The 23,284-nt window shown below is 71.6% G+C and carries 25 protein-coding genes and 1 tRNA gene; 13 read left to right on the top strand and 13 right to left on the bottom strand.

Features of this window, described 5'->3' with window-relative positions; translation table 11 throughout:
* Positions 1–21 precede the first annotated feature (21 nt).
* Positions 22–864 (top strand): class I SAM-dependent methyltransferase, encoded by an 843-nt coding sequence (locus tag D7D94_RS04935; RefSeq protein WP_156241570.1) that lies wholly within the window; start codon positions 22–24, stop codon positions 862–864.
* 15 nt (positions 865–879) lie between these two features.
* Here the strand turns inward: D7D94_RS04935 and D7D94_RS04930 are convergent, their stop codons facing one another.
* Positions 880–1,095 (bottom strand): SCO4848 family membrane protein, encoded by a 216-nt coding sequence (locus D7D94_RS04930; RefSeq protein ID WP_156241569.1) that lies wholly within the window; start codon positions 1,093–1,095, stop codon positions 880–882.
* Positions 1,096–1,189: 94 nt separating this feature from the next.
* Here D7D94_RS04930 and D7D94_RS04925 point away from each other — a divergent pair, with 94 nt between their 5' ends.
* Entirely contained in the window at positions 1,190–1,498 is a 309-nt protein-coding gene (locus D7D94_RS04925; RefSeq protein ID WP_156241568.1) for a helix-turn-helix domain-containing protein, read from the top strand.
* 6 nt (positions 1,499–1,504) lie between these two features.
* Here the strand turns inward: D7D94_RS04925 and D7D94_RS04920 are convergent, their stop codons facing one another.
* The 3 genes from D7D94_RS04920 to D7D94_RS04910 all read right to left on the bottom strand — a co-directional run bounded on the left by D7D94_RS04920 (position 1,505) and on the right by D7D94_RS04910 (position 3,603).
* Positions 1,505–1,804, bottom strand: coding sequence for a hypothetical protein (locus tag D7D94_RS04920; RefSeq protein WP_156241567.1), 300 nt, complete (start codon positions 1,802–1,804; stop codon positions 1,505–1,507).
* A gap of 109 nt (positions 1,805–1,913) precedes the next feature.
* The gene (locus D7D94_RS04915; protein ID WP_246171874.1) at positions 1,914–2,858 is read right to left on the bottom strand and encodes a hypothetical protein; all 945 of its coding nucleotides are present in this window, start codon (positions 2,856–2,858) and stop codon (positions 1,914–1,916) included.
* A 49-nt stretch (positions 2,859–2,907) separates the two neighbouring features.
* Positions 2,908–3,603 carry a phosphocholine cytidylyltransferase family protein gene (locus tag D7D94_RS04910; protein WP_156241566.1) on the bottom strand — a complete coding sequence of 232 codons (696 nt, stop codon included), beginning with the start codon at positions 3,601–3,603 and terminating at the stop codon, positions 2,908–2,910.
* A 185-nt stretch (positions 3,604–3,788) separates the two neighbouring features.
* Between D7D94_RS04910 and D7D94_RS04905 the strand changes: the two genes are divergently transcribed.
* The 4 genes from D7D94_RS04905 to D7D94_RS04890 all read left to right on the top strand — a co-directional run bounded on the left by D7D94_RS04905 (position 3,789) and on the right by D7D94_RS04890 (position 7,523).
* Positions 3,789–4,583 (top strand): ABC transporter ATP-binding protein, encoded by a 795-nt coding sequence (locus tag D7D94_RS04905; RefSeq protein WP_156241565.1) that lies wholly within the window; start codon positions 3,789–3,791, stop codon positions 4,581–4,583.
* Positions 4,559–6,109, top strand: coding sequence for a hypothetical protein (locus D7D94_RS04900; RefSeq protein WP_156241564.1), 1,551 nt, complete (start codon positions 4,559–4,561; stop codon positions 6,107–6,109). The genes D7D94_RS04905 and D7D94_RS04900 overlap by 25 nt, the downstream gene beginning before the upstream one ends.
* Positions 6,110–6,250: 141 nt before the next feature.
* Positions 6,251–7,246, top strand: coding sequence for an IS481 family transposase (locus tag D7D94_RS04895; protein ID WP_156241563.1), 996 nt, complete (start codon positions 6,251–6,253; stop codon positions 7,244–7,246).
* A 10-nt stretch (positions 7,247–7,256) separates the two neighbouring features.
* Positions 7,257–7,523, top strand: coding sequence for a DUF3039 domain-containing protein (locus tag D7D94_RS04890; protein WP_156241562.1), 267 nt, complete (start codon positions 7,257–7,259; stop codon positions 7,521–7,523).
* Between the two features lie 39 nt (positions 7,524–7,562).
* On the opposite strand, the gene D7D94_RS04885 is transcribed toward D7D94_RS04890, so the two are convergent.
* A complete protein-coding gene (locus D7D94_RS04885) occupies positions 7,563–8,894 on the bottom strand; it encodes a nicotinate phosphoribosyltransferase (protein ID WP_156241561.1) in 1,332 nt (443 codons plus the stop codon).
* A gap of 58 nt (positions 8,895–8,952) precedes the next feature.
* On the opposite strand from D7D94_RS04885, the gene murI reads away from it, so the two are divergent.
* From murI to D7D94_RS04865, 4 genes are read left to right on the top strand one after another with little or no spacing between them, the layout of a single operon-like run.
* Complete coding sequence (murI, locus tag D7D94_RS04880; RefSeq protein ID WP_156241560.1) at positions 8,953–9,771, top strand: glutamate racemase; 819 nt, start codon at positions 8,953–8,955, stop codon at positions 9,769–9,771.
* Between the two features lie 14 nt (positions 9,772–9,785).
* Positions 9,786–10,520, top strand: a complete 735-nt coding sequence (rph, locus tag D7D94_RS04875) for a ribonuclease PH (protein WP_156241559.1) — start codon at positions 9,786–9,788, stop codon at positions 10,518–10,520.
* A 2-nt stretch (positions 10,521–10,522) separates the two neighbouring features.
* Positions 10,523–11,116: an RdgB/HAM1 family non-canonical purine NTP pyrophosphatase gene (rdgB, locus tag D7D94_RS04870; protein WP_173024357.1), complete on the top strand. Its 594-nt coding sequence runs from the start codon at positions 10,523–10,525 to the stop codon at positions 11,114–11,116.
* Between the two features lie 26 nt (positions 11,117–11,142).
* Positions 11,143–12,057, top strand: a complete 915-nt coding sequence (locus tag D7D94_RS04865) for a cation diffusion facilitator family transporter (RefSeq protein ID WP_156241557.1) — start codon at positions 11,143–11,145, stop codon at positions 12,055–12,057.
* Between the two features lie 2 nt (positions 12,058–12,059).
* On the opposite strand, the gene D7D94_RS04860 is transcribed toward D7D94_RS04865, so the two are convergent.
* Positions 12,060–13,085, bottom strand: coding sequence for an NAD(P)H-dependent flavin oxidoreductase (locus D7D94_RS04860; protein WP_156243327.1), 1,026 nt, complete (start codon positions 13,083–13,085; stop codon positions 12,060–12,062).
* A gap of 2 nt (positions 13,086–13,087) precedes the next feature.
* Positions 13,088–13,447, bottom strand: coding sequence for a DUF488 domain-containing protein (locus D7D94_RS04855; RefSeq protein WP_246171873.1), 360 nt, complete (start codon positions 13,445–13,447; stop codon positions 13,088–13,090).
* Between the two features lie 70 nt (positions 13,448–13,517).
* Between D7D94_RS04855 and D7D94_RS04850 the strand changes: the two genes are divergently transcribed.
* The gene (locus D7D94_RS04850; protein WP_156241556.1) at positions 13,518–14,147 is read left to right on the top strand and encodes a flavin reductase family protein; all 630 of its coding nucleotides are present in this window, start codon (positions 13,518–13,520) and stop codon (positions 14,145–14,147) included.
* On the opposite strand, the gene gdhA is transcribed toward D7D94_RS04850, so the two are convergent.
* On the bottom strand, positions 14,140–15,486 hold the full coding sequence (gene gdhA / locus D7D94_RS04845) for an NADP-specific glutamate dehydrogenase (protein WP_156241555.1): 1,347 nt from the start codon (positions 15,484–15,486) through the stop codon (positions 14,140–14,142). The genes D7D94_RS04850 and gdhA overlap by 8 nt on opposite strands.
* A gap of 62 nt (positions 15,487–15,548) precedes the next feature.
* Entirely contained in the window at positions 15,549–17,957 is a 2,409-nt protein-coding gene (locus D7D94_RS04840) for an ATP-dependent DNA ligase (RefSeq protein WP_156241554.1), read from the bottom strand.
* Between the two features lie 75 nt (positions 17,958–18,032).
* On the opposite strand from D7D94_RS04840, the gene ku reads away from it, so the two are divergent.
* Positions 18,033–18,920 (top strand): non-homologous end joining protein Ku, encoded by an 888-nt coding sequence (gene ku, locus D7D94_RS04835; RefSeq protein WP_156241553.1) that lies wholly within the window; start codon positions 18,033–18,035, stop codon positions 18,918–18,920.
* 132 nt (positions 18,921–19,052) lie between these two features.
* Here the strand turns inward: ku and D7D94_RS04830 are convergent, their stop codons facing one another.
* The 3 genes from D7D94_RS04830 to D7D94_RS04820 form a co-directional block, all read right to left on the bottom strand.
* A complete protein-coding gene (locus tag D7D94_RS04830; protein ID WP_156241552.1) occupies positions 19,053–19,811 on the bottom strand; it encodes a DedA family protein in 759 nt (252 codons plus the stop codon).
* A gap of 46 nt (positions 19,812–19,857) precedes the next feature.
* Positions 19,858–19,939 (bottom strand) — tRNA-Leu (locus D7D94_RS04825).
* Positions 19,940–19,983: 44 nt separating this feature from the next.
* Positions 19,984–20,361, bottom strand: coding sequence for a PPOX class F420-dependent oxidoreductase (locus D7D94_RS04820; RefSeq protein ID WP_156241551.1), 378 nt, complete (start codon positions 20,359–20,361; stop codon positions 19,984–19,986).
* A gap of 154 nt (positions 20,362–20,515) precedes the next feature.
* Here D7D94_RS04820 and D7D94_RS04815 point away from each other — a divergent pair, with 154 nt between their 5' ends.
* A complete protein-coding gene (locus tag D7D94_RS04815; RefSeq protein WP_156241550.1) occupies positions 20,516–22,180 on the top strand; it encodes a catalase in 1,665 nt (554 codons plus the stop codon).
* A gap of 62 nt (positions 22,181–22,242) precedes the next feature.
* Here D7D94_RS04815 and D7D94_RS04810 read toward each other — a convergent pair whose 3' ends face one another.
* Complete coding sequence (locus tag D7D94_RS04810; protein WP_343032146.1) at positions 22,243–23,217, bottom strand: hypothetical protein; 975 nt, start codon at positions 23,215–23,217, stop codon at positions 22,243–22,245.
* Between the last annotated feature and the right edge of the window lie 67 nt (positions 23,218–23,284).

Raw genomic sequence — 23,284 nt, 5'->3', positions numbered from 1 at the left:
GTCGTTGCATAGGCTGTGTCCATGACTTCAGGTGACGTCGCCATCGGATGGTCGGAGGCGCGCGACGCGAACCTCGCGAACTGGGAGGACCGCGTCCCCCTCCACGAGGAGGCGTACGGGCTCGACGCCTATGACGATCCGGCGCATCTGTCTCAGGTCGTGCGCGACGATCTCGCCGCGCTCGAGCCGTTCGCGCCATCCGTCGCGGGATTGGACGTCTGCCACCTGCAGTGCCACATCGGCACCGACACGGTCTCCCTCGCCCGGGCGGGCGCACGCGTGACGGGGGTCGACTTCTCTCCCGCCGCGCTCGTCGCGGCCGCGCGCCTCGCCCGGCGCGCCGGGGTCGAGGCCACGTGGGTGGAGAGCGACGCGCTCGACGCGCGGGCGGCGGTCGAGGGCGACTTCGATCTCGTCTATACGAGCATCGGCGCCATCTGCTGGCTGGCCGACCTCGACCGGTGGGCGGCCCAGATCGCCGCGCTGCTGCGCGACGGCGGCCTCTTCTACATCCGCGACGGCCATCCGATGCTCTACGCGCTCGACGAGGACGCGTCGGGCCTGCAGCTGCGCTACCCCTACCTGCCGAATGGCTCCGCGGTGAGCTGGGACGACGCGTCCACGTACGCGGGAGACGGAACCGTCGCGCACACCCGCACGTACGAGTGGCCGCATCCGCTGTCGGAGATCGTCAACGCCCTCATCGCCGCCGGCCTGCGGATCCTGCGCCTCGACGAGAGCACGCTGCTGCCATGGCGCTTCAGCGAGCGGATGGTGCCGGTCGCCGGGGGATGGGCGTGGCCGGCCGACGAGCGGCGGATCGTGCCGTGCACGTTCACCGTCGTCGCGCGGAAGGCCGACTGAGGCGGCTGCACGGCGTCAGGCGAGGAGGCCCCACACCCCGGCGATGGCGGAGAGCAGCGCGAGGAGGAGTGCGAGGCCGATGAGGGTCGCGTGCACCGTGTAGAAGGCGGTCTTGCGGCCCTCGGCGTCGCGCGCACGAGGATCCGCGGCGACGCGCTTCCAGAACCGGGGCCACACGACGACGTTGAAGACGGCGTTGACGAGCAGGAGCACGGAGAGGAGCACGGTCACCGCACGAGTCTACGCAGCGGCCCCTGAACGGGTGGCATATAAGCTACCGCGTGCATCCTTACCCTTTTCCTGCGGTCGTCGGAATGCTGGAAGGATGCCAGATCCGCACTCCGCCGCTGCGCTGAAGGTGGGGCAGAAGATCGCCGAGCTGCGACATGCCGCCACCCTCAGCGCGAAGAAGCTGGCGGAGTGCGCGGACCTCGATCTCACGCACCTGCAGCGCATCGAGAAGGGCGGCGGCAATCCGACTCTGGTGACGCTCGTGCAGATCGCGGTGGCCCTCGAGGTGGACCCGGGCGAGCTGATCGCCGGTATCGACGCCGACGATCTGCCGAGCGGACGGCGCCCCTACGGCTACACGCGCCGTGAGGAATTCCGGCGGCAGCCCCGGTCCTGGGGGTGACGGAGCTCAGACGCAGAAGCGCCACAGGTACTCCTCGTCGTCCCCGAGGCGGAACCATGCCACGCTGACGATCGCGGAGCCGAGGTCGCGGTCGCAGAGGCACAGCTCGTGCACGTCGCCGGGCATGACGAGCCCCCAGTGCTCGCTGCCGGGCGGCGAGCCGTCGTCATGCACGAATGCGCGCACTCCCGAGGCGGGCTCGAAGGAGCGGTTGGCGACCCGCGGGTGGGCGATGTCGGTGCGGTTCACCCGCCAGGGGACGCGGTAGGCGAGGGGAGGGCGGGCGGTGGGCAGAAGCGTGAGCATGCCCCGACGGTAGGAGCGGGCACCGACGCGGATGACCTGCCAGCCGCCGGAAGACGGCCTTCTGGGGAAGACCGGGCGAGATCGCGGGCCTGTGCACGAGGCGTGCGGCTCAGCCTTCCGTGGACCCGGTCCCCGGCAGGTCTCCGTCCGGCGTGTCCGCCGCGGCGGAAGAGGGCGTGCTCTTCCGCTTGGGAAGCGGGAGGGCCTGGGGCAGCGACGCCACACGACGCCCGACGCCGCGGGCGGCCGCTCCGATGCCGTGGATCGCCGCGCTCTCGATCCGTCGGGCATCCGGAGCGGGCTCGAGCCACTCGGGCAACTCGGCGGGAGCGGGACCGAAGGCGCGGCGGGAAGCCACGACCACGCGTCGGCCCAGCACGTGGTTCCCCACGCCGCCGACGACCGCTCCGGCGCCGAAGGGGAGCGCCTTGCCGACGAGACTCGCACCGCCGCGCACGGCGAACTGGTGGATGAAGGCCGCCTTCAGGCGGTCGACGATCGGCGCGAGGGCAGCGCGGGGGAGCGTCTTGGTGATGAGGTCGCCCCAGTGCGCGGAGAGGGAGGTGCCCTTGCCGACGACCTGCGCGGCGAGGTTGCGAACGAGGTTCACGCCCTCCTCGCCCATCATGAGGGTGAGCACGAGAGCTCGCGCCCGGTTCGGGTCCTCCACCGCGAACCCATGGACCTCGGCGAGGGATTGCGCGAACAGCGCGGTCGCCTCGACGAAGCCGACGGTCTCCGCTCCCGACAGCGCCAGCGTGATGCCGGTGCCGACCCCGGGCACGACGGCCGCGGCCCCGACCGCCGCACCGCCCGACGTCACGCCGAGCAGGTAGCGCCGCTCCAGCATCCGCACCACCTCGGCGGGAGTGGCGTCGGGATGGCGGAGGCGGATGGAGCGCAGGTGCGCGAGCACCAGCGGGCGCTGCACGCCGAGCACGCGATCGAGCGCGCGGATGGCGACGGGATGCTCGAGGGAGCCGACGGGCGGAAGTCCGCCGCTCCACGGAGCGTCGTCCGGAAGCGAGTGGATGCGGTGAACCCTGTCGGCCATCACGCCGATGGTACCGTCCCGGCCGGGGCAGGGCTCGGAGGGGTGCGGCTCAGAGCAGCGCCGCGTTCGCTCGCTCGAGGTCCTCGGCGAAGTCCACCTCGACCGCGTACAGGTCGGAGACGTCCATCGGCAGCAGGCGCAGGCCGTCTTCCGCGACGGCGAGCTCGAGGCCGCGCTCGAAGTAGTCCTGGTCGTCGACGCGCGAGAGCTGGCGCATGAAGGCGCGCTTGTCGGCCTGCGAGATGTAGTTGATCCCGACGGCCTCGCCGATGCCGCCGACCACCGTCTTCGACAGCTCGTCGATGAAGCCCTCCGTCGTGACGGTGTACTTCACCTCCTCGTCACTGACCTTGGCCGTGTTGACGGTCACGAACGACTGGTCGCTCTGGATGTGCCCCATCGCGCGGTCGAGGATGCGGGGGTCGAACACGACGTCGCCGTTCATCCAGAGCACGCCGCCGCGGCCGGTCGCCGTGAGGGCGCGCAGCAGGCTCTTGGACGTGTTCGTCTGGTCGTAGCGCTCGTTGTAGACGTAGTTCGCGTCGGGGAAGCGCTCGACGATGTCCTCCGCGCGGTAGCCGACGACGGTCGTGATGCGCGCGTCGCCGCCGAAGGCGGCGCGGATGTTCTCGTGCTGCTGCTGCATGATCGAGCGGCCGTCGCTGAGCACGGTGAGCGACTTCGGCAGGACACGGCCGAGGCGCGATCCCATGCCGGCAGCGAGGATGACGGTCTGAATGGGCAAGCGTGGCTCCTCTGGTCGGTTCCTGGCCGGTTCACCGGACATTCACGATGAGATGGTCCCTCCAGGGTAGCGATGGAGCCCCCGATGGGCGAGAATGCCCGCTCATCGGGTGGACATTGCCAGGTGGACGTGACCGGATCGTGACCCCGCAGAGGCCGATCGCGGCGGCTTGATACGTTGGGGCGGTGACCGAGGCCGAGAACCGCGATACCGAGCCGGGCGTGCCCGCGCTGGCGCTTCAGGGCGTCTCGAAGTCCTACGGGGGGACGCATGCCGTCGCCGGCATCGACCTCGAGGTCCCCGCCGGCATGTACTACGGCCTGCTCGGCCCCAACGGAGCGGGGAAGACGACGACGCTGTCGATGATCTCCGGGCTCCTGCGGCCCGACCGGGGCGAGATCCGCGTGTGCGGCGTCGACCTGAGCGCCGACCCACGCGAGGCGAAGCGGCGGATGGGCGTGCTCCCGGATCGCCTGCGGACCTTCGACCGGCTCACCGGCCGCCAGCTCCTCCACTACACGGGCATGCTGCGCGGGATGAAGGCCGACGTCGTCGCCGACCGCACCGCCGACCTCGCGAACGCGCTCGACCTCGACGACGCGCTCGGCCGCGTGGTGTCCGACTACTCCGCGGGCATGACGAAGAAGGTCATGCTCGCAGCCGCCATGCTCCACTCGCCGCAGCTGCTCGTGCTCGACGAGCCCTTCGAGGCCGTCGACCCGGCCTCCGCCGCCAAGGTCCTCGAGATCCTCGACGCCTACGTCGCCCGCGGAGGCACGGTGCTGCTCTCGAGTCACGGCATGGACCTCATCGAGAGGACGTGCGCGCGCGTGGCGGTGCTCGTCGCCGGTCAGGTGCTCGAGGAGGGCACGGTCGACGACGTGAAGGGCGACCTCACGCTGGAGCAGCGCTTCGTCGAGCTCGCCGGCGGTCTGGGCGAGGTGGAGGGGCTCGAGTGGCTGCACACGTTCTCCGGCTGAGGGCGGCGCTGCTCCTCGGAGCGCTCCGCGCACCCGACCGCAGGTCCGCGCGCATCGTGGCCGCGGCCATCCTCGTCGTCGTCGTCGTGATCGTCGTCGTGCGCGGGCTCGCCCTCTCGGCGCTCCCCGATACGACAGCGGCCGCCGTGCTGGTGCTGGCCGGGTCGGCGCTCACCGTCGCGTTCGCCCTCGCGCCGCTGCTCGCCGCCGCCGCGGATCCGCTCGACCCGCGTCGCTTCCGGCAGCTCGATGCCCGGCCCGGGCCGCTCGCGGCGATGCTCCTGCTGGCCGCGGTGGTGAGCGCGCCGACCTGGCTGCTCCTCGCCTACGAGATCGTCGCCGCCGTCACCTGGGCGCGGATGGGCGCTCCGATCGCCGCGGCGGTGTTCGGAGCCCTTCTGCACGCGCTGATCTGCGTGCTGCTCGCCCGCGTCGCGATGGGGGTCCGATCGGTGCTCGGCGGGGAAGCGGGCGTCCCCGGCATCGGAGGAGCGGCCGTGGCGGCTCTGCTCGTCGCGGCCGCGCCGGTCGTGGTCCTCGCGGCGCCCGCCGCCTCGCCGGGCGGCGCGCTCGAGCGCGTGGCCGATCAGCTCGTCCTCTCGCCGTTCGCACCGGGAGCGGGCCTCGCTGCCGCCGCAGAGCGCGGCGAGGGGATCGGCACCGCCGTCGCGGTGGCGGTCGTGATGCTCGCCGCGCTCACGGCCGCGTGGTTCGCGGTCGTGCGGCGGCTGCTCACCACCGTCGAGCACCCCGTCGCCGCGCACGGAGGCGCCAGCCTCGGCTGGTTCGCGCTGCTGCCCCGGAACGCGGTGGGCGCCGTCGCCGCCCGGAGCCTCGTCTACGGACTGCGCGACAGCCGCTACCTCGCGAACCTCCTCGTCGTCCCGGTGGGCGGGGTCCTGCCGGTGGTGCCGCTGCTCGTCGCCGGCGTGCCTGCGGAGATCGCGGCGCTCGTGCCGGTGCCGCTCATGGCCCTCTTCTACGGCTGGCTGCCGCACAACGACCTCGCCTACGACGCCTCGGCGGTGTGGCTGCACATCGCCACCGGCGTGCGGGGCGTCGCAGACCGTGCGGGCCGCCTTGCTCCGGTCACCGTCGTCGCGGTGCCCGTGATCGCCGTGGCCACGACGCTCTGCCTCCTCGCCAGCGGTCGCCCCGACGCGCTGTGGCCCGTGCTGGCGCTCGCGCTGGCGCTGCTGCTGTCCGGCTACGGTCTCTCCAGCATCGCCTCCGTCGTCGCGCCCTATGCGGTCGCGCGACCGGGCGACGGGCCCTTTCAGCAGCCGCAGCGCACGGATGCGACGGGAACCTGGTCGCAGGCCCTCGTCCTCCTCGGGGCGGTCGTCCTGTCGGCGCCCACGGCCTGGCTGGCGTGGCAGGCGCTCTCCGACCGCACGAGCGCGATGCCCGCAGTGCTCGTCGGCGCCGCGACCGGCGTGGTCGTGCTGCTGGCGGGCATCCGCGTCGGCGCCGGCGTGTTCGACGCGCGCGGCACCCGCATCATGGAGTTCGCCGCCGCGAGCTGACGCCGGGGCCCGTCCGCGGCGGGTCTGTCGCGGCTAGATGTAGTGCCCAGGGACGTTGTTTGATCTGGTTGCCGTGACATGACGAGAACCTCCGGTCAGAGTGGAGCTGCTTAGACACTCACTCACGACCCGGAGGTTCTCGTGTCCCACGGTAATGCGGCGCTGACGCGGCGCCAACGCCTGCGCATCGCGCGGTTGATCATCGACGACGGATGGAGCATCGCCGCGGCGGCGGGCTACTTCCGTGTTTCCTGGCCGACCGCGGCCAAGTGGGCGCGCCGCTATGCCGAGCTCGGCGAGGCGGGGATGACCGATCGCTCCTCGCGCCCGCATACGCACCCGAACAAGACCCCGCAGTTGCTGGTGAAGAAGATCGTTCACCTGCGGCTCCGCAAGCGTCTCGGCCCGGTTCAGATCGCCGGGCGGCTGGACATGCCCGCCTCGACCGTGCACGCGGTTCTGACCCGATGCCGGCTGAACCGCCTCACTCACGTCGACGTGAAGACGGGAGAGCAGGCGCGGCGTTACGAGCACGAGACGCCAGGCGCCTTGATCCATGTCGACGTGAAGAAGCTCGGCAACATTCCGCTCGGCGGCGGGTGGCGGTTCGTCGGCCGTCAACAAGGCGACTGGAACCGCCAGGCAACTCCGGGCCTGGCGCGGGACAAGCACCGCCACGAGATCCTCGGCTACGCATTCGTTCATACCGTGATCGACGATCACTCCCGCGTCGCCTACGCGGAGATCCACGACGATGAGCGCGCCGAGACCGCGATCGGGGTTCTACGACGCGCCGTCTCGTGGTTCGCCGACCGCGGGGTCCGCGTCGAACGCGTGCTCTCCGACAACGGCTCGGCTTACCGCTCCCACGCCTGGAAGCACGCCTGCGACGATCTCGACGTCCGGCCGAAGTTCACCCGCCCGCGCCGTCCGCAGACGAACGGGAAGATCGAGCGCTTCCACCGCACCATGGCCGACGGCTGGGCCTACGCGAAGCACTACAACAGCGAGTCAGCCCGACGCGCAGCCCTCCCGGCCTGGCTGCACTTCTACAATCACCACAGGCCCCACACCGCGATCGGAAAGCTCCCGCCCATCAGCCGGATCTCAAACAACCTGGCTGGGCACTACAGCTAGACTGCACGTCATGAGCACTCCCCTTGACAGTCCCGATCAGGGCGGCACGGCACTTCTCGACCGCGAGCTCGAAGAGCTCCTCCGCGAGGAGACGATCGAGCCCGGAGATCACGAGCGCTTCTCGCACTACGTCAAGAAGGACAAGATCCTCGAATCCGCGATGACCGGAAAGCCGGTCCGCGCGCTGTGCGGGAAGAAGTGGACGCCGGGCCGCGACCCGGAGAAGTTCCCCGTCTGTCCCACCTGCAAGGAGATCTACGAATCCATGCAGCACTGAGAGAAGCCGCCGGCGCAGATGCCGGCGGCTTCCTCCGTCTCAGCGGTCGCCGGCGTCGGCGTAGACGGTGGGGATGGCCGGATCGGACTTGCTGAGGGCGAGCGCGCGCACCGGCAGCTCCTCGCGGACGGCGAGGTGATGCGCTCGCGCGGCCTGCACACCCCCGGGGCCCTCGTAGGAGACATCGGTCTCGCCGTGGTCGACGAGCGTCACCTGCAGGGCGCGGCCGCCCGCGACGTCGGCGGCGGCGGGCAGCTCCTCGAAGCCGTCTGCGATCTCGACGTACTCGTCCACCGCGACGCCGTTCTCCAGGCGGCGGAAGGCCCGCTTGCGGCCGCCCTGCGAGCCCTTGCCCTCCGCCTTCTTCGCGACCGACACCCATCCGCCATCCGCGCCCTGACGGGCGACGAGCTTGTAGACCATGCCGGCGGTCGGGTAGCCCGAACCGGTCACGACGGACGTGCCGACGCCGTACGCGTCGACGGGGGAGGCCGCGAGAGCGGCGATCGCGTACTCGTCGAGGTCGCTCGTGACCGTGATGCGCGTCTCGGTCGCCCCCAGCTCGTCCAGCTGTGCGCGCACCTCGCCCGCCACGATCGGGAGGTCGCCGGAGTCGATGCGCACGCCGCCGAGCCCGGTGCCGGCCACCTGCACCGCGAGCTCGACACCGCGGCGGGTGTCGTAGGTGTCGACGAGGAGGGCCGTGTCGGAGCCCAGCGCAGCGACCTGCGAGCGGAAGGCGTCCTCCTCGGTGTCGTGCAGGAGGGTCCAGGCGTGGGCGGCGGTGCCCATGGTCGGCAGCCCCCAGAGTCGGCCGGCCTCGAGGTTGCTCGTCGCGTGGAACCCCGCGATGTACGCGGCGCGGGCGGCCGCGACGGCGGAGTGCTCGGCCGCGCGGCGCGATCCCATCTCGGCCAGAGGCCGGTCGCCCGCGGCGATGCTCATGCGCGCGGCAGCCGTGGCGACCGCGGCGTCGTGGTTCATGACGCTGAGCGCGAGCGTCTCGAGGATGACGGCGTCGGCGAAGGAGCCCTCGATCGTGAGGATGGGGGAGCCGGGGAAGTAGAGCTCGCCCTCGCGGTAGCCGGTGACCGTGCCGCGGAAGCGGTAGCTCTCGAGGTGCCGGATGGTCTCGGGGCTCACGACCTTCTCGTCGCGCAGGAAGCGCAGTTCGTCGTCGCCGAAGCGGAAGTCCCGCAGCAGCGCGAGCAGGCGCCCGGTGCCGGCGACGACGCCGAAGCGGCGACCGCCCGAGAGGCGGCGGGCGAACAGCTCGAACACGCAGTGGCGGTCGGCGGTGCCGTCGCGCAGCGCGGCGTCGAGCATGGTCAGTTCGTAGCGGTCCGTCATCAGGGCCGTGGAGGCGCTCATGGCGGTCAGCCTACCGGCGCGGGCGCGCCCCTCCGCCCGACGGGTACGCTGGGACATCGTGAACAACGCGCCGATCGGGATCTTCGACTCGGGCGTCGGCGGGCTCACCGTGGCGCGGGCGATCAGCGACCAGCTGCCCCGTGAATCGCTCGTCTACGTCGGCGACACGCTGCACTCGCCGTACGGGCCGAAGCCCATCGCCGATGTCCGCCGCTACTCGCTCGAGGTGCTCGACACCCTCGTCGAGCAGGGCGTGAAGATGCTCGTCATCGCCTGCAACACCGCCTCCGCCGCCATGCTGCGCGACGCGCGGGAGCGCTACGACGTGCCGGTCGTCGAGGTCATCGGCCCGGCGGTCCGCACCGCCATCGCCGCGACCCGCAACGGGCGGATCGGCGTGATCGGCACGGAGGGGACGATCGGCTCCGGCGTCTACCAGGACATGCTCGGCGTGAACCCCGGCATCGAGGTGTTCACGGCGGCGTGCCCGCGCTTCGTCGAGTTCGTCGAGGCCGGCGTCACCGACTCCCCGGAGCTCCTCGCCGTCGCGGAGGAGTACCTCGCCCCGCTGCGGGCCGCCGACGTCGACACGCTCGTGCTCGGCTGCACGCACTATCCCTTCCTCAAGGGCGCCATCAGCTACCTCATGGGCGAGGGCGTGTCCCTCGTCTCGAGCGACTCCGAGACCGCGAAGGACGTCTACCGCCAGCTCCTCTCGAACGGCCTCCTCGCCGACCACGGTGCCGAGGCCGCGCACACCTACGAGGCGACCGGCGCCGACACCGCCACCTTCACCACCCTCGCCAACCGCCTGCTGGGCCGCGAGGTGCGCGACGTGCGCCTCGTCCGCACCGGCGCGATCGACCTCCCCCGATGAGAGAAGAAGACACCATGACGCAGCGTGCCGACGGCCGCACCCCCGACCAGCTCCGCCCCATCACGATCGAGCGCGGCTGGAGCAGCCAGGCCGAGGGCTCCGCCCTCATCAGCTTCGGCGGCACCAAGGTGCTCTGCACGGCGTCGTTCACGAACGGCGTGCCGCGCTGGCTGACCGGTCAGGGCAAGGGCTGGGTCACGGCCGAGTACGCGATGCTGCCGCGGGCCACCAACGACCGCAGCCAGCGCGAGAGCGTGAAGGGCAAGATCGGCGGGCGCACGCACGAGATCTCGCGTCTCATCGGCCGCGCTCTCCGTGCGGTCGTCGATACGAAGGCCCTCGGCGAGAACACGATCGTCATCGACTGCGACGTGCTGCAGGCCGACGGCGGCACCCGCACGGCCGCGATCACCGGCGCCTACGTCGCGCTCGCCGACGCCATCGAGTGGGGTCGGCAGCGCAAGTTCGTCGGGCAGAAGTCCCGCGTGCTCATCGACTCCGTCGCCGCCGTGTCGGTCGGCATCATCGACGGCGTGCCCATGCTCGACCTGCCGTACGTCGAGGACTCCCGCGCGGAGACCGACATGAACGTCGTCGTCACCGGCCGCGGACTCTTCGTCGAGGTGCAGGGCACCGCCGAGCGCGCGCCGTTCGACAAGAGCGAGCTCGATGCGCTGCTCGAGCTGGGCGTCAACGGGTGCGCGGAGCTGCGCGACCACCAGCTCGCCGCCCTCGGCCAGGAGGCGTGACGGTGCAGCGCATCGTCCTCGCCACGCACAACGCGCACAAGGTCGCCGAGTTCCAGGGCATCGTCGCCCGCACGCGCCCCGACTTCGAGGTCGTCTCCTACGACGGTCCGGAGCCCGTCGAGGACGGCACCACCTTCGCCGAGAACGCGCTCATCAAGGCGCGCGCCGCGGCCGCTCACACCGGTCTTCCCGCGATGGCCGACGACTCCGGCGTCTGCGTCGACGTGCTCGGCGGGTCGCCCGGCGTGTTCTCCGCATACTGGGCGGGCCACGCGAAGGACGACGCGGCCAACCTCGCGCTGCTCCTCGACCAGATCTCCGACATCGCCGATCCGCACCGCGGCGGCCACTACACGTCGGTGATCGCGCTGGTGAGGCCCGAGGGCGCCGAGCACGTCGTCGAGGGCATCTGGCCGGGGCGCATCGCGCGCGAGCCGCGCGGCGCCGGCGGCTTCGGCTACGACCCCGTGTTCGTCCCGGATGGCCAGGGCGAGGAGGAGCGGACCGTCGCCGAGTGGACGGCGGAGGAGAAGAACGCCGCCTCGCACCGCGCACGCGCGTTCACGCAGCTCGGCCCGCTGCTCGCCGCCCTCTGAGCCGCTCGCACGCCTAGCCTGGGGTCATGCACGACCACGCCCCGGGCATCCGCGGCGCCGACAGCAGGCGCCTGCTGGCGATCTCGCTGTCGCTGACGGCCGCGGTCTTTTTCGTCCAGCTCGTCGGCGCCCTCGTCTCGGGGTCGCTCGCGCTGCTCGCCGACGCCGTGCACATGCTCACCGACGCGGTGGCGCTCGTGGTCGCCCTCGTCGCGAGCGCGGTGGCCGCGCGCCCGGCCGATGACCGCCGGACGTACGGCTACCGGCGCGCGGAGGTGCTCGGCGCGCTCGTGAACGCGGTGATCCTCATCGTGCTGAGCGTCTCGGTCGCCGTCGAGGGCGTCCGTCGCCTGCTGCGGCCCGATGCCTACGAGGTCGAGGGCGGCTGGATGGTCGTGGTCGCGCTGGTGGGCCTCGTCGCGAACGCGGTCTCGCTCTGGCTGCTGAGCGCCGCCCAGCGGCACAGCCTCAATGTGCGCGGCGCGTACCTGGAGGTGCTTGGCGACCTCGTGGGGTCGGTGCTCGTGATCGCGGCGGCCGTGGTCATCCTCACGACGGGCTGGGCGCCGGCGGACGCGATCGCCTCCCTCGCCATCGCCGTGCTCATCGTGCCGCGCGCGGTCGCGCTCCTGCGGGAGGTCGTCGGGGTGCTGTCGGAGTCCGCACCCGCGGGGACGAGCGTCGCGGCCATCCGCTCGCATCTGCTGGCCGCTCCGGGCGTCGCCGACGTCCACGACGTGCACGTGTGGCAGCTCACGCGGGGGGCGCCCGTCTTCACCGCGCACGTGGTGGTCTCGCCCGACGTGGTGGCGGAGGGACGAAGCGCCGCCGTGCTCCGCGACCTGCAGGAGTGCCTGGCGGATCACTTCGACGTCGCGCACTCGACCTTCCAGATCGAGGAGGCGGGGCACGCCGACCGCGACGACGGCCAGCACGCCTGATCTCAGCGCCAGCCGGCGAGGAGCTCCGCGAAGACGGCGTCGACGTCGTCGTGCCGCGTGAGTCGCGCGCCCTGCCCCGCCCACAGCGACAGCAGGTCGCCCCGGTCCTGCGCGGCGGCGACTGCCCGGAAGCGGCCGGTGAGCCAGTTCTGCGCGGGGAAGGGCGCGATCGCGCCGGCGGTCTCGATGACGCGGACCGCGCGGTTGGGGATGCCGCGCGCGAGCCGGCCGCTCATGGCGCGGGTGAGCACGGTCTCGTCCGCCGAGGCGATCGCCGCGCGGTGCGAGGGCGGTGCGGCCGACAGCGTCGTGCGGAGGAACGCGGTGCCCACCTGGACCCCCGAGGCGCCGAGGGCGCGGGCGGCCGCGACACCGCGGCGGTCGGCGATGCCGCCCGCCGCGATCACCGGCACGTCGACGGCGTCGACGACCTGGGGGATGAGCGCGAGCCCGCCGACGAGGGACTCCTCGGCGGGCCGCAGCCACGACACGCGGTGCCCGCCGGCCTCGGCGCCGGTCGCGACGACGGCGTCGACGCCGCCGGCCGCCAGCGCGCGAGCCTCGTCGACCGTCGTCGCGGTGCCGACGACGCGGATGCCGGCCGCGTGCAGGCGCTCGAGGTGGTCGGTCGCCGGGACGCCGAAGACGACGCTCAGCACGTCGGGGCGCGCGGCGATGACGGCGTCCAGCTGCTCCTCGACGTCGGGCAAAAAGGCCTCGGGCAGCTCGGGCACCGGGGCGCCGAGCTCGTCGAAGAGCGGGCGGATGGCCGCGATCGCGTCGGCGACGTCGACCTCGCCCGGGTGCACCTCGTCGCCGCGCGGCAGCCATAGGTTCACCGCGATCGGCTGCGCGGTCGCCGCGCGGAGCTCCGCCACCGTGTCGCGGATGCGGTCGGGCGCGTAGCCGTATAGCCCGTACGAGCCGAGCCCGCCGGCATCGCTCACGGCAGCGGTGAGCGCCACCGACGAGACGCCGCCGAACGGGGCGAGGACGAGGGGGTGGGCGATGCCGAGCAGGCTCTCCAGGGTCACCAGCGCTCCTCCAGGTAGTCGCGGAGGACCACGGCGTGGTTGTGCTGCTCGTCGCGCGCGCCGTACACGAGCGTCACGACCGGATGGTCGGCGAGACCGGCCCGCAGCGCGTCGACCGCAGGGTTGTCGTCGAGCTCCGCGCGATAGCGGCGCGCGAACTCGTCGAAGCGGTCGGGGTCGTGATGCCAGTCGGTGCGGAGCTCGGGGCTCGGCGCGACCTCCTTGGCCCAGTCGTCGATGGCCGCGCGCTCGCGGGAGACCCCGCGCGGCCACAGGCGGTCGACGAGCACGCGCCACCCGTCGTCGCCCGCCGGATCGTCATACGCGCGCTTCAGCTTCGTCACATGGCCGGTCACGACAGCCCGACCTCGATACGCTCGAACACGCACTCGACGCTACCCCTCAGCGCCCTTTCCGAGGAGTCCCATGACGGCCGATCACATCGACATCCGCCCCTCCGTGCTGTATGTGGGCACGCCGGTGATGCTCATCGCGAGCGTCAACGCCGACGGCTCGCCCAACCTCGCGCCGGCGTCGTCGTACTGGGCGCTGGGATGGATGCTCGTGCTCGGCCTCGAGAACGACGGCCAGACCATCCGCAACGTGCGCGAGCGGCCCGAGCTCACGGTGAGCTTCCCGTCGCCGGCGCTGTGGCCGGCCGTCGAGGCGATCGCCGACACGACCGGGATGGCCGAGGTGCCGCCGACGAAGGCGGCTCGGCATCGCCACGTGGCGGACAAGTTCGCCGCGGCCGGTCTCACCCCGCAGGCGTCGCAGCACGTGGCGCCGCCGCGAGTGGCGGAATGCGCCCTGCAGCTGGAGGCGCGGGTGCTGCGCGTGACCGACGGGCTCGGCGACTACGCGATCGTGGAGGCGGAGGTGCAGGCCGTGCACGCCGACCCGGCGATCGTGGCGCCCGGCACGGATCACATCGATCCGCAGCGGTGGGAGCCGACGATCTACAGCTTCCGCCACTACTTCGGGATCGGCGCCGAGCACGGGCACCGGCCGACCAGCGATACCGCTGTCCGGCCGGTGCCCGAATCGCTCAGATGACGCCCTGAGCCAGCATCGCGTCGGCGACCTGCGTGAAGCCGGCGATGTTGGCGCCCGCGACGTAGTCGCCGGGGGTGCCGTACTCGTCGGCGGTCTCCAGGCAGCGCTGGTGGATCGAGCTCATGATCTCCGACAGACGCTGCTCGGTGTGCTCGAACGACCAGGAGTCGCGCGAGGCGTTCTGCTGCATCTCGAGGGCGCTGGTCGCGACGCCGCCGGCGTTCACGGCCTTGCCCGGAGCGAAGATCACGCCGCCGTCGCGCAGCACGCGCGCGGCGTCAGGCGTGGTGGGCATGTTCGCGCCCTCGGCGACGATGAGCGTGCGGTGCGCGACGAGCTTGGCCGCCGCGTCGGCGTCGAGCTCGTTCTGCGTGGCGCAGGGGAGCGCGATGTCGCTGGGGACGTCCCAGATCGAGCCGCCGGCCACGTAGATCGCGCTGCCGCGGCGGTCCGCGTAGTCCGACACGCGGCCGCGGTGGCCGTTCTTGATCTCCTTGAGGAGCTCGAGGTCGATGCCGGCCTCGTCGACGATGTAGCCCGCGGAGTCGGAGCACGCGACGACGTGGGCGCCGAGCGCCTGCGCCTTCTCCGTCGCGTAGATCGCGACGTTGCCCGAGCCGGAGATGACGACGCGCTTGCCCTCGAGGTCCTGGCCGCGCGCGGCGAGCGCCTCCTTGACGAAGAACACCGTGCCGTAGCCGGTGGACTCGGTGCGCACCTGCGAGCCGCCCCACGTGAGGCCCTTGCCGGTCAGCACACCGGACTCGTGGCGGTTCGTGATGCGACGGTACTGACCGAAGAGGTAGCCGATCTCCCGACCGCCCACTCCGATGTCGCCCGCGGGGACGTCGGTGTGCTCGCCGATGTGGCGGTGCAGCTCGGTCATGAACGACTGGCAGAAGCGCATGACCTCCGCGTCGGAGCGGCCCTTCGGGTCGAAGTCCGACCCGCCCTTGCCGCCGCCGATCGGCATGCCGGTGAGCGCGTTCTTGAAGATCTGCTCGAAGCCGAGGAACTTCACGATGCCCAGGTAGACCGACGGGTGGAAGCGCAGGCCGCCCTTGTACGGGCCGAGAGCGGAGTTGAACTCGACCCGGAAGCCGCGGTTCAGCTGCACGCGGCCGGCGTCATCGGTCCACGGCACGCGGAAGATGATCTGCCGCTCCGGCTCGCACAGCCGGCGGATGATCTCCGCGTCGACATACTCGGGGCGTTTGGCGAGCACGGGGCCGAGGCTCTCCAGAACCTCTCGCACTGCCTGGTGGAACTCGGCTTCGCCGGGGTTGCGCTGGATGACCTCGTCGAATACGGGAGTCAGGGCGTCATGAAGTGCTGCCATCGTGTAGCTCCTCTCGCTGGCACACAAGCGCCAAGAGTATCGCCCCGCGACCCGTGCTCGTGTCACGCCTCCCGTCGGACGTCGTCCGGGCTCTTGTCGGGTCGCAGTCCGCGCCAGCGCGCCTGCCGCAGATTGCCGCTGCGCGTCCACTCCGCGAACTCCACCTCTCCCACCAGCGTGGGCGTCACCCAGGTCGCGTCGGCGGCGTCCTCGCGGGGCACGTCGAGGAACGGCGACGCATCCGCGCACAGCGGAGCGAGCGTCGTGCGGATCCGGTGCAGCTCCCGCTCCGAGAAGCCGCTGCCGACACGGCCGACGTACCTCAGGCCATCCGCTTCGGGGATGCCGAGGAGCAGCGAGGCGAACGAGTCCGAGCGCGCGCCGCGGCCGCGGCGGAAGCCTCCGATCACGGCCTCCTGCATGCGGGTGAGCTTGAGCTTCAGCCAGTCCTCGCTGCGGGTGCCGGCGCGGTAGGGCGAGGAGCGCCGCTTCGCGACGACCCCCTCGAGGCCGTGCTCCTGCGCGACGTCCAGGGCGAGGTCGACGTCGTCGAGGACGGGAGGCACGACCACCGTCGGGCCGGCCGTCGCCGTGACGCGCTCGAGGATGGCGCGGCGCTCCTCGAGGGGGAGGGCGGTGAGATCGCGGCCATCCAGGCGCAGGATGTCGAACAGGTACAGCAGCGCCGGCACGCGCCCGCGCTCGCGGGCGATGTCGTCGCCGCGCTCGAGGTGCATCCGGTTCTGCAGGAGCGAGAAGCTCGGCCTGCCCTGCTCGTCGAGCGCGACGATCTCGCCGTCGAGCAGCGCGTCCCAGCCGTCGACGTGCGTGCGGGCGGGCTCGGACAGCTCCGGGTAGCGGTGCGTGATCTCGGTGCCCGAGCGCGCGAACAGGCGCAGGGCGCCCGAGCGCCACTCGGCGAGGGCGCGCACGCCGTCCCACTTGAACTCGGCCCACGGCGGGTCGGACAGCGTGCGCGCGAGGCCCGGCGTGCCGTGGACGGCGAGCATGGGCGCCGGGCGCTGCGGCGGCGGATCGCCAGCATCCTGATCGGACGAGTCCGGCTGGTGCCCGGGCTGCTGCGTGGGCTGCTGTTTCGTGCGGTGCAGGAGCCACGAGGCCTTCTCGCCCTCGCCCTGCGTGCGGATGAGGGCGATCCGCACCTCGTGCAGCGGGCCGTCCTCGCGCCCGCGCAGGGTGACGATGACCTCGCGGTCGCGCCACTTCTCGGTCTCGTACGTGCCGGTGTCCCAGACGGTCATGGTGCCCGCGCCGTACTCGCCCTTCGGGATCGTCCCGTGGAAGTCGATGTACGCGAGGGGATGGTCCTCCGTCCGCACTGCGAGGTGGTTGCGTTCCGGGGTCTCCGGGATGCCCTTCGGCACCGCCCAGCTCGCCAGCACCCCGTCGCGCTCGAGGCGCAGGTCCCAGTGGAGCCGCGACGCGTGATGCTCGTGCACGACGAAGCGGGGCAGCTCGCCGGCGTGCGGGGGCTCGGCGTGCGGGGTCTCCGGCACCGGCTCGGGCGTGCGGCCGGCCGTGCGCTTGGCGATGTACGACCGCAGCGGTCCGTGCTCGACGGGAAGAGCGTCGACCTCGGCCAGGGGGTCGCCCAGCGACTCGGCGCGGGCGAGCACCTCGTCCAGCTCGAGGTGACGGAGCTCGGGGTCGTCGATCTCCTCCCAGGTGCGGGGAGCCGCGACCGAGGGGCGGGAGCGTCCCCGCAGCGAGTACGGGGCGACCGTCGTCTTCTTCCCGTTGTTCTGACTCCAGTCGACGAACACGCGCCCCGCGCGGAGGTCCTTCCGCATCGCGCTCACGACGAGGTCGGGGTGGTCGGCCTCGAGCGCGCGGGCGAGCTCGTGCGCGAGGGCGGACGCGCTGTCGGACGGCATCGGCTGGGGGAGCGCGGCGTAGAGGTGGATCCCCTTGCTGCCGCTCGTCACGGGGTGCGCCTCGAGCCCCATCCCCGCCAGAATGGGGCGGATGAGGCGCGCGACCTCCGCGCACTCCGCGAGGCCCATGCCGGGGCCCGGATCGAGGTCGAGGACGAGGCGGTCGGCGGGTCCCGGCTCGCCGGCCGCCGTGAACCGCCACTGGGGCACGTGCAGCTCGAGGCTCGCCACCTGCGCGAGGTACACGAGGGAGGCGACCTCCTCGACGAGCGGGTAGTCCTTCGGACCCGTGCTGTGCGGAATGGCCCGGCGCGGCACCCAGGACGGGGCGCCGGGCTCCAGCGCCTTGGCGAAGAACGACTCCTCCGGTGCGTCCGCCGTGCCCACGCCCTCCACCCAGCGCTTGCGCGTCACCGGCCGCCCCGCCACGTGCGGCAGCAGCAGCGGGGCGATGCGGGTGTAGTACGCGATGACGTCGGCCTTCGTCGTGCCGGTCTCCGGGTACATCACCCGCTCGAGGTTCGACACCCGCAGGCGTCGCCCGGCCACCTCGACGGTCTGCGGGGCGGCGGGCATGCCCCAGGCTAAGCGCGACGCGGGCGCGCGCGTCAAGCCCTGGCCGACCGCGCCCGGGAGCGGTTCACTGGGCGCATGAGATCGATCTGGAAGGGCGCGCTCACCTTCGGCCTCGTCAACGTGCCGGTCAAGGTGTACGCCGCGACGGAGGACCACGACGTCTCGCTGCACCAGGTGCACGCCGCAGACGGCGGGCGCATCCGCTACCAGCGCCGCTGCGAGGTGTGCGGCGAGGTCGTCGCCTACCGCGACATCGACCGTGCCTACGACGACGGCGACCGCACGGTCGTCCTCACCGACGACGACCTGAAGTCCCTGCCGTCGGAGCGCAGCCGCGAGATCGAGGTGGTGGAGTTCGTGCCGACCGACCAGGTCGACCCGATCACGTTCGACCGCGCGTACTTCCTCGAGCCCGACTCCGCGTCCCCGAAGTCCTACGCGCTGCTGCGCGAGACGCTCGAGCGCTCGGACCGCACCGCCATCGTGCGCTTCTCGCTGCGCCAGAAGACGCGGCTGGCGGCCCTGCGGGTGCGGAAGGGCGTGCTCATGCTGCAGACGCTGCTGTGGGCCGACGAGGTGCGGGCGGCGGACTTCCCGTCACTCGAGGACCCGGTGAAGATCAGCGACAAGGAGCTCGAGCTCTCGGCGAGCCTCGTGGAGAGCTACTCGTCGGACTTCGACCCCGACGCGTTCGTCGACGAGTACCAGCAGGAGCTGCGCACCCTCATCCAGGCGAAGCTCGAGAAGGGCGACGCGGTCGACACCGAGGCCACCTTCGGCGCCGACGAGGAGAAGGGCGGCGAGGTCATCGACCTCATGGAGGCCCTGCGTGCGAGCGTGGAGCGCTCGCGGGCCGCGCGCGGCGGGAAGAAGTCCGACGCAGGCGACGCCGGGGATGAGGCTGAGGCCGCAGCGGAGGAGAAGGAGACGAAGCCGAAGAAGCGCGCGAAGAAGGCGTCCTGACGCCGGTGCGCACGCGCATTCGGGAGGAGATGTGCGTTCGGGCGGAGGTCCCGGACCGGATTTGTCCTCGGGAGTGCGCTTCTCCTCCCGGATGTCCGGGAGGAGCCATCCGGACGGACCGCGGCACGCGGATCAGAAGCCGGGCTTGCCGTCTCCGTCGAAGTCCGGCGCACGGTCGAACACGTCCCGATCGAGCACGAGGTTCGTCTGCTCGCGCTCGCCGCGGTCTTGGTCGGCCTGGCGGTCCTCGTGCGCGTGGCGGCGCTCCTGCAGGTAGTGCCAGAGCACGATGAGCGCCGTGCCGGCGACGGCGGCCAGCAGGATGTAGTCGATGTATTCCGTCACGATGTCGCGAACCACCGGGATGTACGCGATGAGGTATCCGAACATCGTCAGGCCGAAGCCCCACAGTACGGCGCCGATGAGGTTGTAGAGCGAGTATCGCTTCCAGGGCATATGACCGACGCCGGCGGCGATGGGCGCGAAGGTGCGCACGACGGGCACGAAGCGCGCGAGCACCACGGTGAGACCGCCGAACCGCTCGAAGAACGCGTTCGTGCGCTCGACGTTCCGTCGGCTGAACAGCCCGGACTCGCGCCGTTCGAACACCGCCGGACCGCCCTTGTGCCCGATGAGGTATCCGACCTCGCCGCCGAGGAAGGCGGCCAGCGCGATGAGCCCGCTGACGGCCCAGATGTTCAGCCCGAACACGTTCACAGTGTGCGTGAGCAGGCCGGCGATCAGCAGCAGCGTGTCGCCGGGGAGGAGGAATCCGACGAGCAGGCCCGTCTCGGCGAAGACGATGAAGCACACCACCAGCAGCGCCCACGGGCCGGCGGCCTCGATGACGGCCTGCGGGTCGAGCCAGGGGATGAGAGCGATGTGGTGCACGGAGCTCCGGATGTCAGGAAACGGCCGCGACGGGGATCGCGCCCTGTGCGGAAGGGGGGAATCGAACCCCCACGCCCGGAGGCACAGGAACCTAAATCCTGCGTGTCTGCCAGTTTCACCACTCCCGCGGGTCTTATCAGTCTACGGCGCGGAATCCCGGTCGAAAGCGGGGTCAGCCGCGCAGGGCGGGGGAGCCGAGCACGCGGTCGACCTCGATCTCGAGCACCACGCGGCGGGGGTTCTCACGCGGCTGCCGGTACCGCTCGGCGTACATCGCCACGGCGAGGGCGACCGCGTCGGGGTCGTCGCTCACGCGGGCGGCTCCCTCGAAGCTCAGCCAGCGGGCGCCGTCGACGGTGCTCACCGTCGCCCGACCCGCTCGCGCGGCGTTCACGAACTTCTGCGTGCCGCCGGAGCCGATGACGCGCACGACGCCGTCGCGGTAGGTCATGCCCACCGGCACGGCGTGGATGCGGCCGTCGCGGCCGAGGGTGGAGAGGGTCGCGAGGTGGCGCTCGGAGAGGAACGCGAGACCGGCGTCGTTGATCACCTGCTCAGCGTGTCAGAGCTGTCTGAGGACACGGCGGGTGGAGAAGGGTAGTCGGGCAGCCGTCTCGTGGCCAGTCTCGCGGCGACCCTCGACGGGGGCGGGCATCGCACCTAGCGTGTGGCCGTACCCCGACCACGCCACGAGAGGGTTTTCCATGACAGATGTCGCGTCCCAGGGGCCGGAGCCGAGCGAAGAGGACCGTCCGATTCTCACCAACCGCCAGGGCCATCCCGTCTACGACAATCAGAATCAGCGCACGGTGGGAGCCCGAGGCCCCGCCACCCTCGAGAACTACCAGTTCCTGGAGAAGATCAGCCACTTCGACCGGGAGCGCATCCCCGAGCGCGTCGTGCATGCGCGCGGCGCCGTCGCGTTCGGGCACTTCGAGGCGACCGGACGGTGGGGCGACGAGCCGATCGCGACCTACACCCGGGCGAAGCTCTTCTCGGAGGCCGGCAAGAGGACCGATGTGGCCATCCGCTTCTCGACCGTCATCGGCGGGCGGGACTCGTCTGAGGCAGCGCGCGACCCCCGCGGCTTCGCGGTGAAGTTCTACACCGAGGACGGCAACTGGGACCTCGTCGGCAACAACCTCGCGGTGTTCTTCATCCGCGACGCGATCAAGTTCCCCGACGTCATCCACGCGCTGAAGCCCGACCCGGTGACCTTCCGACAAGAGCCTGCGCGCATCTTCGATTTCATGTCGCAGACGCCCGAGGCGATGCACATGCTGGTGAACCTGTTCAGCCCGCGCGGCATCCCTGCGAACTACCGGACGATGCAGGGGTTCGGTGTGAACACGTACAAGTGGGTCAACGCCGACGGCGAGACGCATCTCGTGAAATATCACTGGATCCCGCGCGCCGGGGTCGCGAGCCTCACCGCCGCCGACGCCGCGAACATCCAGGCGGATGACCTCGGGCACGCGTCGAAGGACCTCTACGAGGCGATCGAGCGCGGCGACCACCCGCAGTGGGATCTGTACGTGCAGCTCATGAGCGACGACGAGCACCCCGAGCTCGACTTCGACCCGCTCGACGACACCAAGGTGTGGCCGGAGAACGAGTTCGAGCCGAAGCTCGTCGGCACGATGACCCTCACGCACAACGTGTCGGACCACCACGACGAGAACGAGCAGATCTCGTTCGGCACCGGCGTGCTCGTGGACGGCCTGGACTTCTCCGACGACAAGATGCTGGTCGGGCGGACGTTCTCGTACTCCGACACCCAGCGCTACCGGGTGGGTCCGAACTATCTGCAGCTGCCGGTGAACGCACCCCGCAACGCGCGCGTGGCGACCAATCAGCGCGGCGGCCAGATGTCGTACGGCGTGGATCTCGGCGAGGGGCAGAACCCGCACGTGAACTACGAGCCCTCGATCACGGGGGGCCTCCGCGAAGCGGAGTACCCGACCCGCGACGAGCAGGGCCCCGAGATCACCGGCCGCCTCACGCGCCAGCGCATCCCGCGGACGAACGACTACACGCAGGCGGGGCAGCGCTACCAGCTGCTCGAGCAGTGGGAGAAGGACGACCTCGTCCTCAACTTCGTCACGCTCATCGGGCAGGCCGCGCGCGCCGTGCAGGAGCGCATGGTGTGGCACTTCCTCATGGTCGACGACGAGCTCGGCCTGCGCGTGGGCGAGGGCCTCGGCATCTCCGTCGACGACGTCCGGCATCTCGAGCCGCTTCAGTCGCAGACGTTGAACGAGGAGGAGCTGCAGCGCCTGGCGAACCTCGGGGCCAACGGCCCGCGCGATGTGACGGGGCTCAAGATGACGCACGTCGTGCCGAACGAGCACGTCGTCGTCGAGCGCTGACTCGCCGCACACGGAATCGGGCCCCTCGCTTCGCGCGAGGGGCCCGATTCCGTTGACGGGTGTCAGGCGCCGAAGCCGACGCGGTCGACCTTGCGGTGGTAGCGCATGCCGGCGATGCCGCCGAGGATCGCGCCGACGAGGCTGACGAGCAGCGCGACGACCGCGGTGATGATCCCGGCGGTGGTCAGCTCGCCCTCGCTGAAGGGCAGGCGGGGGAAGGTGTTCACGTTGGCGAGGATGTTCCACTGCGCGCCGGCGATCGCCGTGATGATGGCGATGATGATGGCGATGATGATCGCCCACAGCCACACCGCGATGCCCTGCTTCACGCCGCTGAACCGGGCCATCCGGCCGGCGACGTAGCCGCCCGCGTAGTACGAGACGAGCAGGATGACCGCCACGGCGATCGCACCGGCGATCCCGATGGTGTCCGCGTTCTGCGTCGCCTCGTCGGCGGCCTGCTCGGGATCGACGTTCGCGCCGAGGCCGAGCGCCGCGCCCGCTCCCGCGACCAGCGCGGTGAGGAGGACGGTCATGCCCATCGCGCACAGCCATCCGAAGAAGGCCGAGCCGAACTTCATGCCGCCGAACTCCTCCTTCTCGCGCCGGACGACCTCCTCGCGTGCAGGCCTGCCGCCGAGGGCGGCTCCCGCGGCGGCGCCGCCCGCCGCGGCCCCCGCGTGCGAGCGCGTGTTGTCATCGCGAGAGTGTCCGTCGGAATCGCCCGCTGCGACGGCGGCGGTGCCGCGGCGATCGCGGTCGCGGCGACCCGGGCGGTCGCTCTGGTCGTCGTCGTTGCCGTTGTCGTCGGCCGAGCGCACGTCATAGGCCTGGGTCGGCTCGTCGCTGCGGTATCCGGCGTCGCCGTCGTGTCCGATGTAGGAGCCGTGCGTGCCATCCGGCTCGCGGGAGGCGGGCGTCGACGGGGTGCCGCCCTCGCGCACCCACGTGCGGCCCTGCTCGTCGCGGACACGGTCTGGTTCGTTCGCGTTCGGGTCGTCGCGGCCGACGCCCGGGGAGTTCGGGGGAGTGCTCATTGCTGTGTTCCTTTCGAGCTCGCTTGCGTGGCTTCAGTAACCCACCGACGAGCGGGCACGGGACAGG

The sequence above is a fragment of the Microbacterium oryzae genome, from assembly GCF_009735645.1.
In the GTDB taxonomy this organism is placed as follows: Bacteria; Actinomycetota; Actinomycetes; order Actinomycetales; family Microbacteriaceae; genus Microbacterium; species Microbacterium oryzae.
The sequence above is the reverse complement of the archived record's forward strand: the minus strand, read 5'-3'. Positions and strand labels throughout refer to the sequence as shown.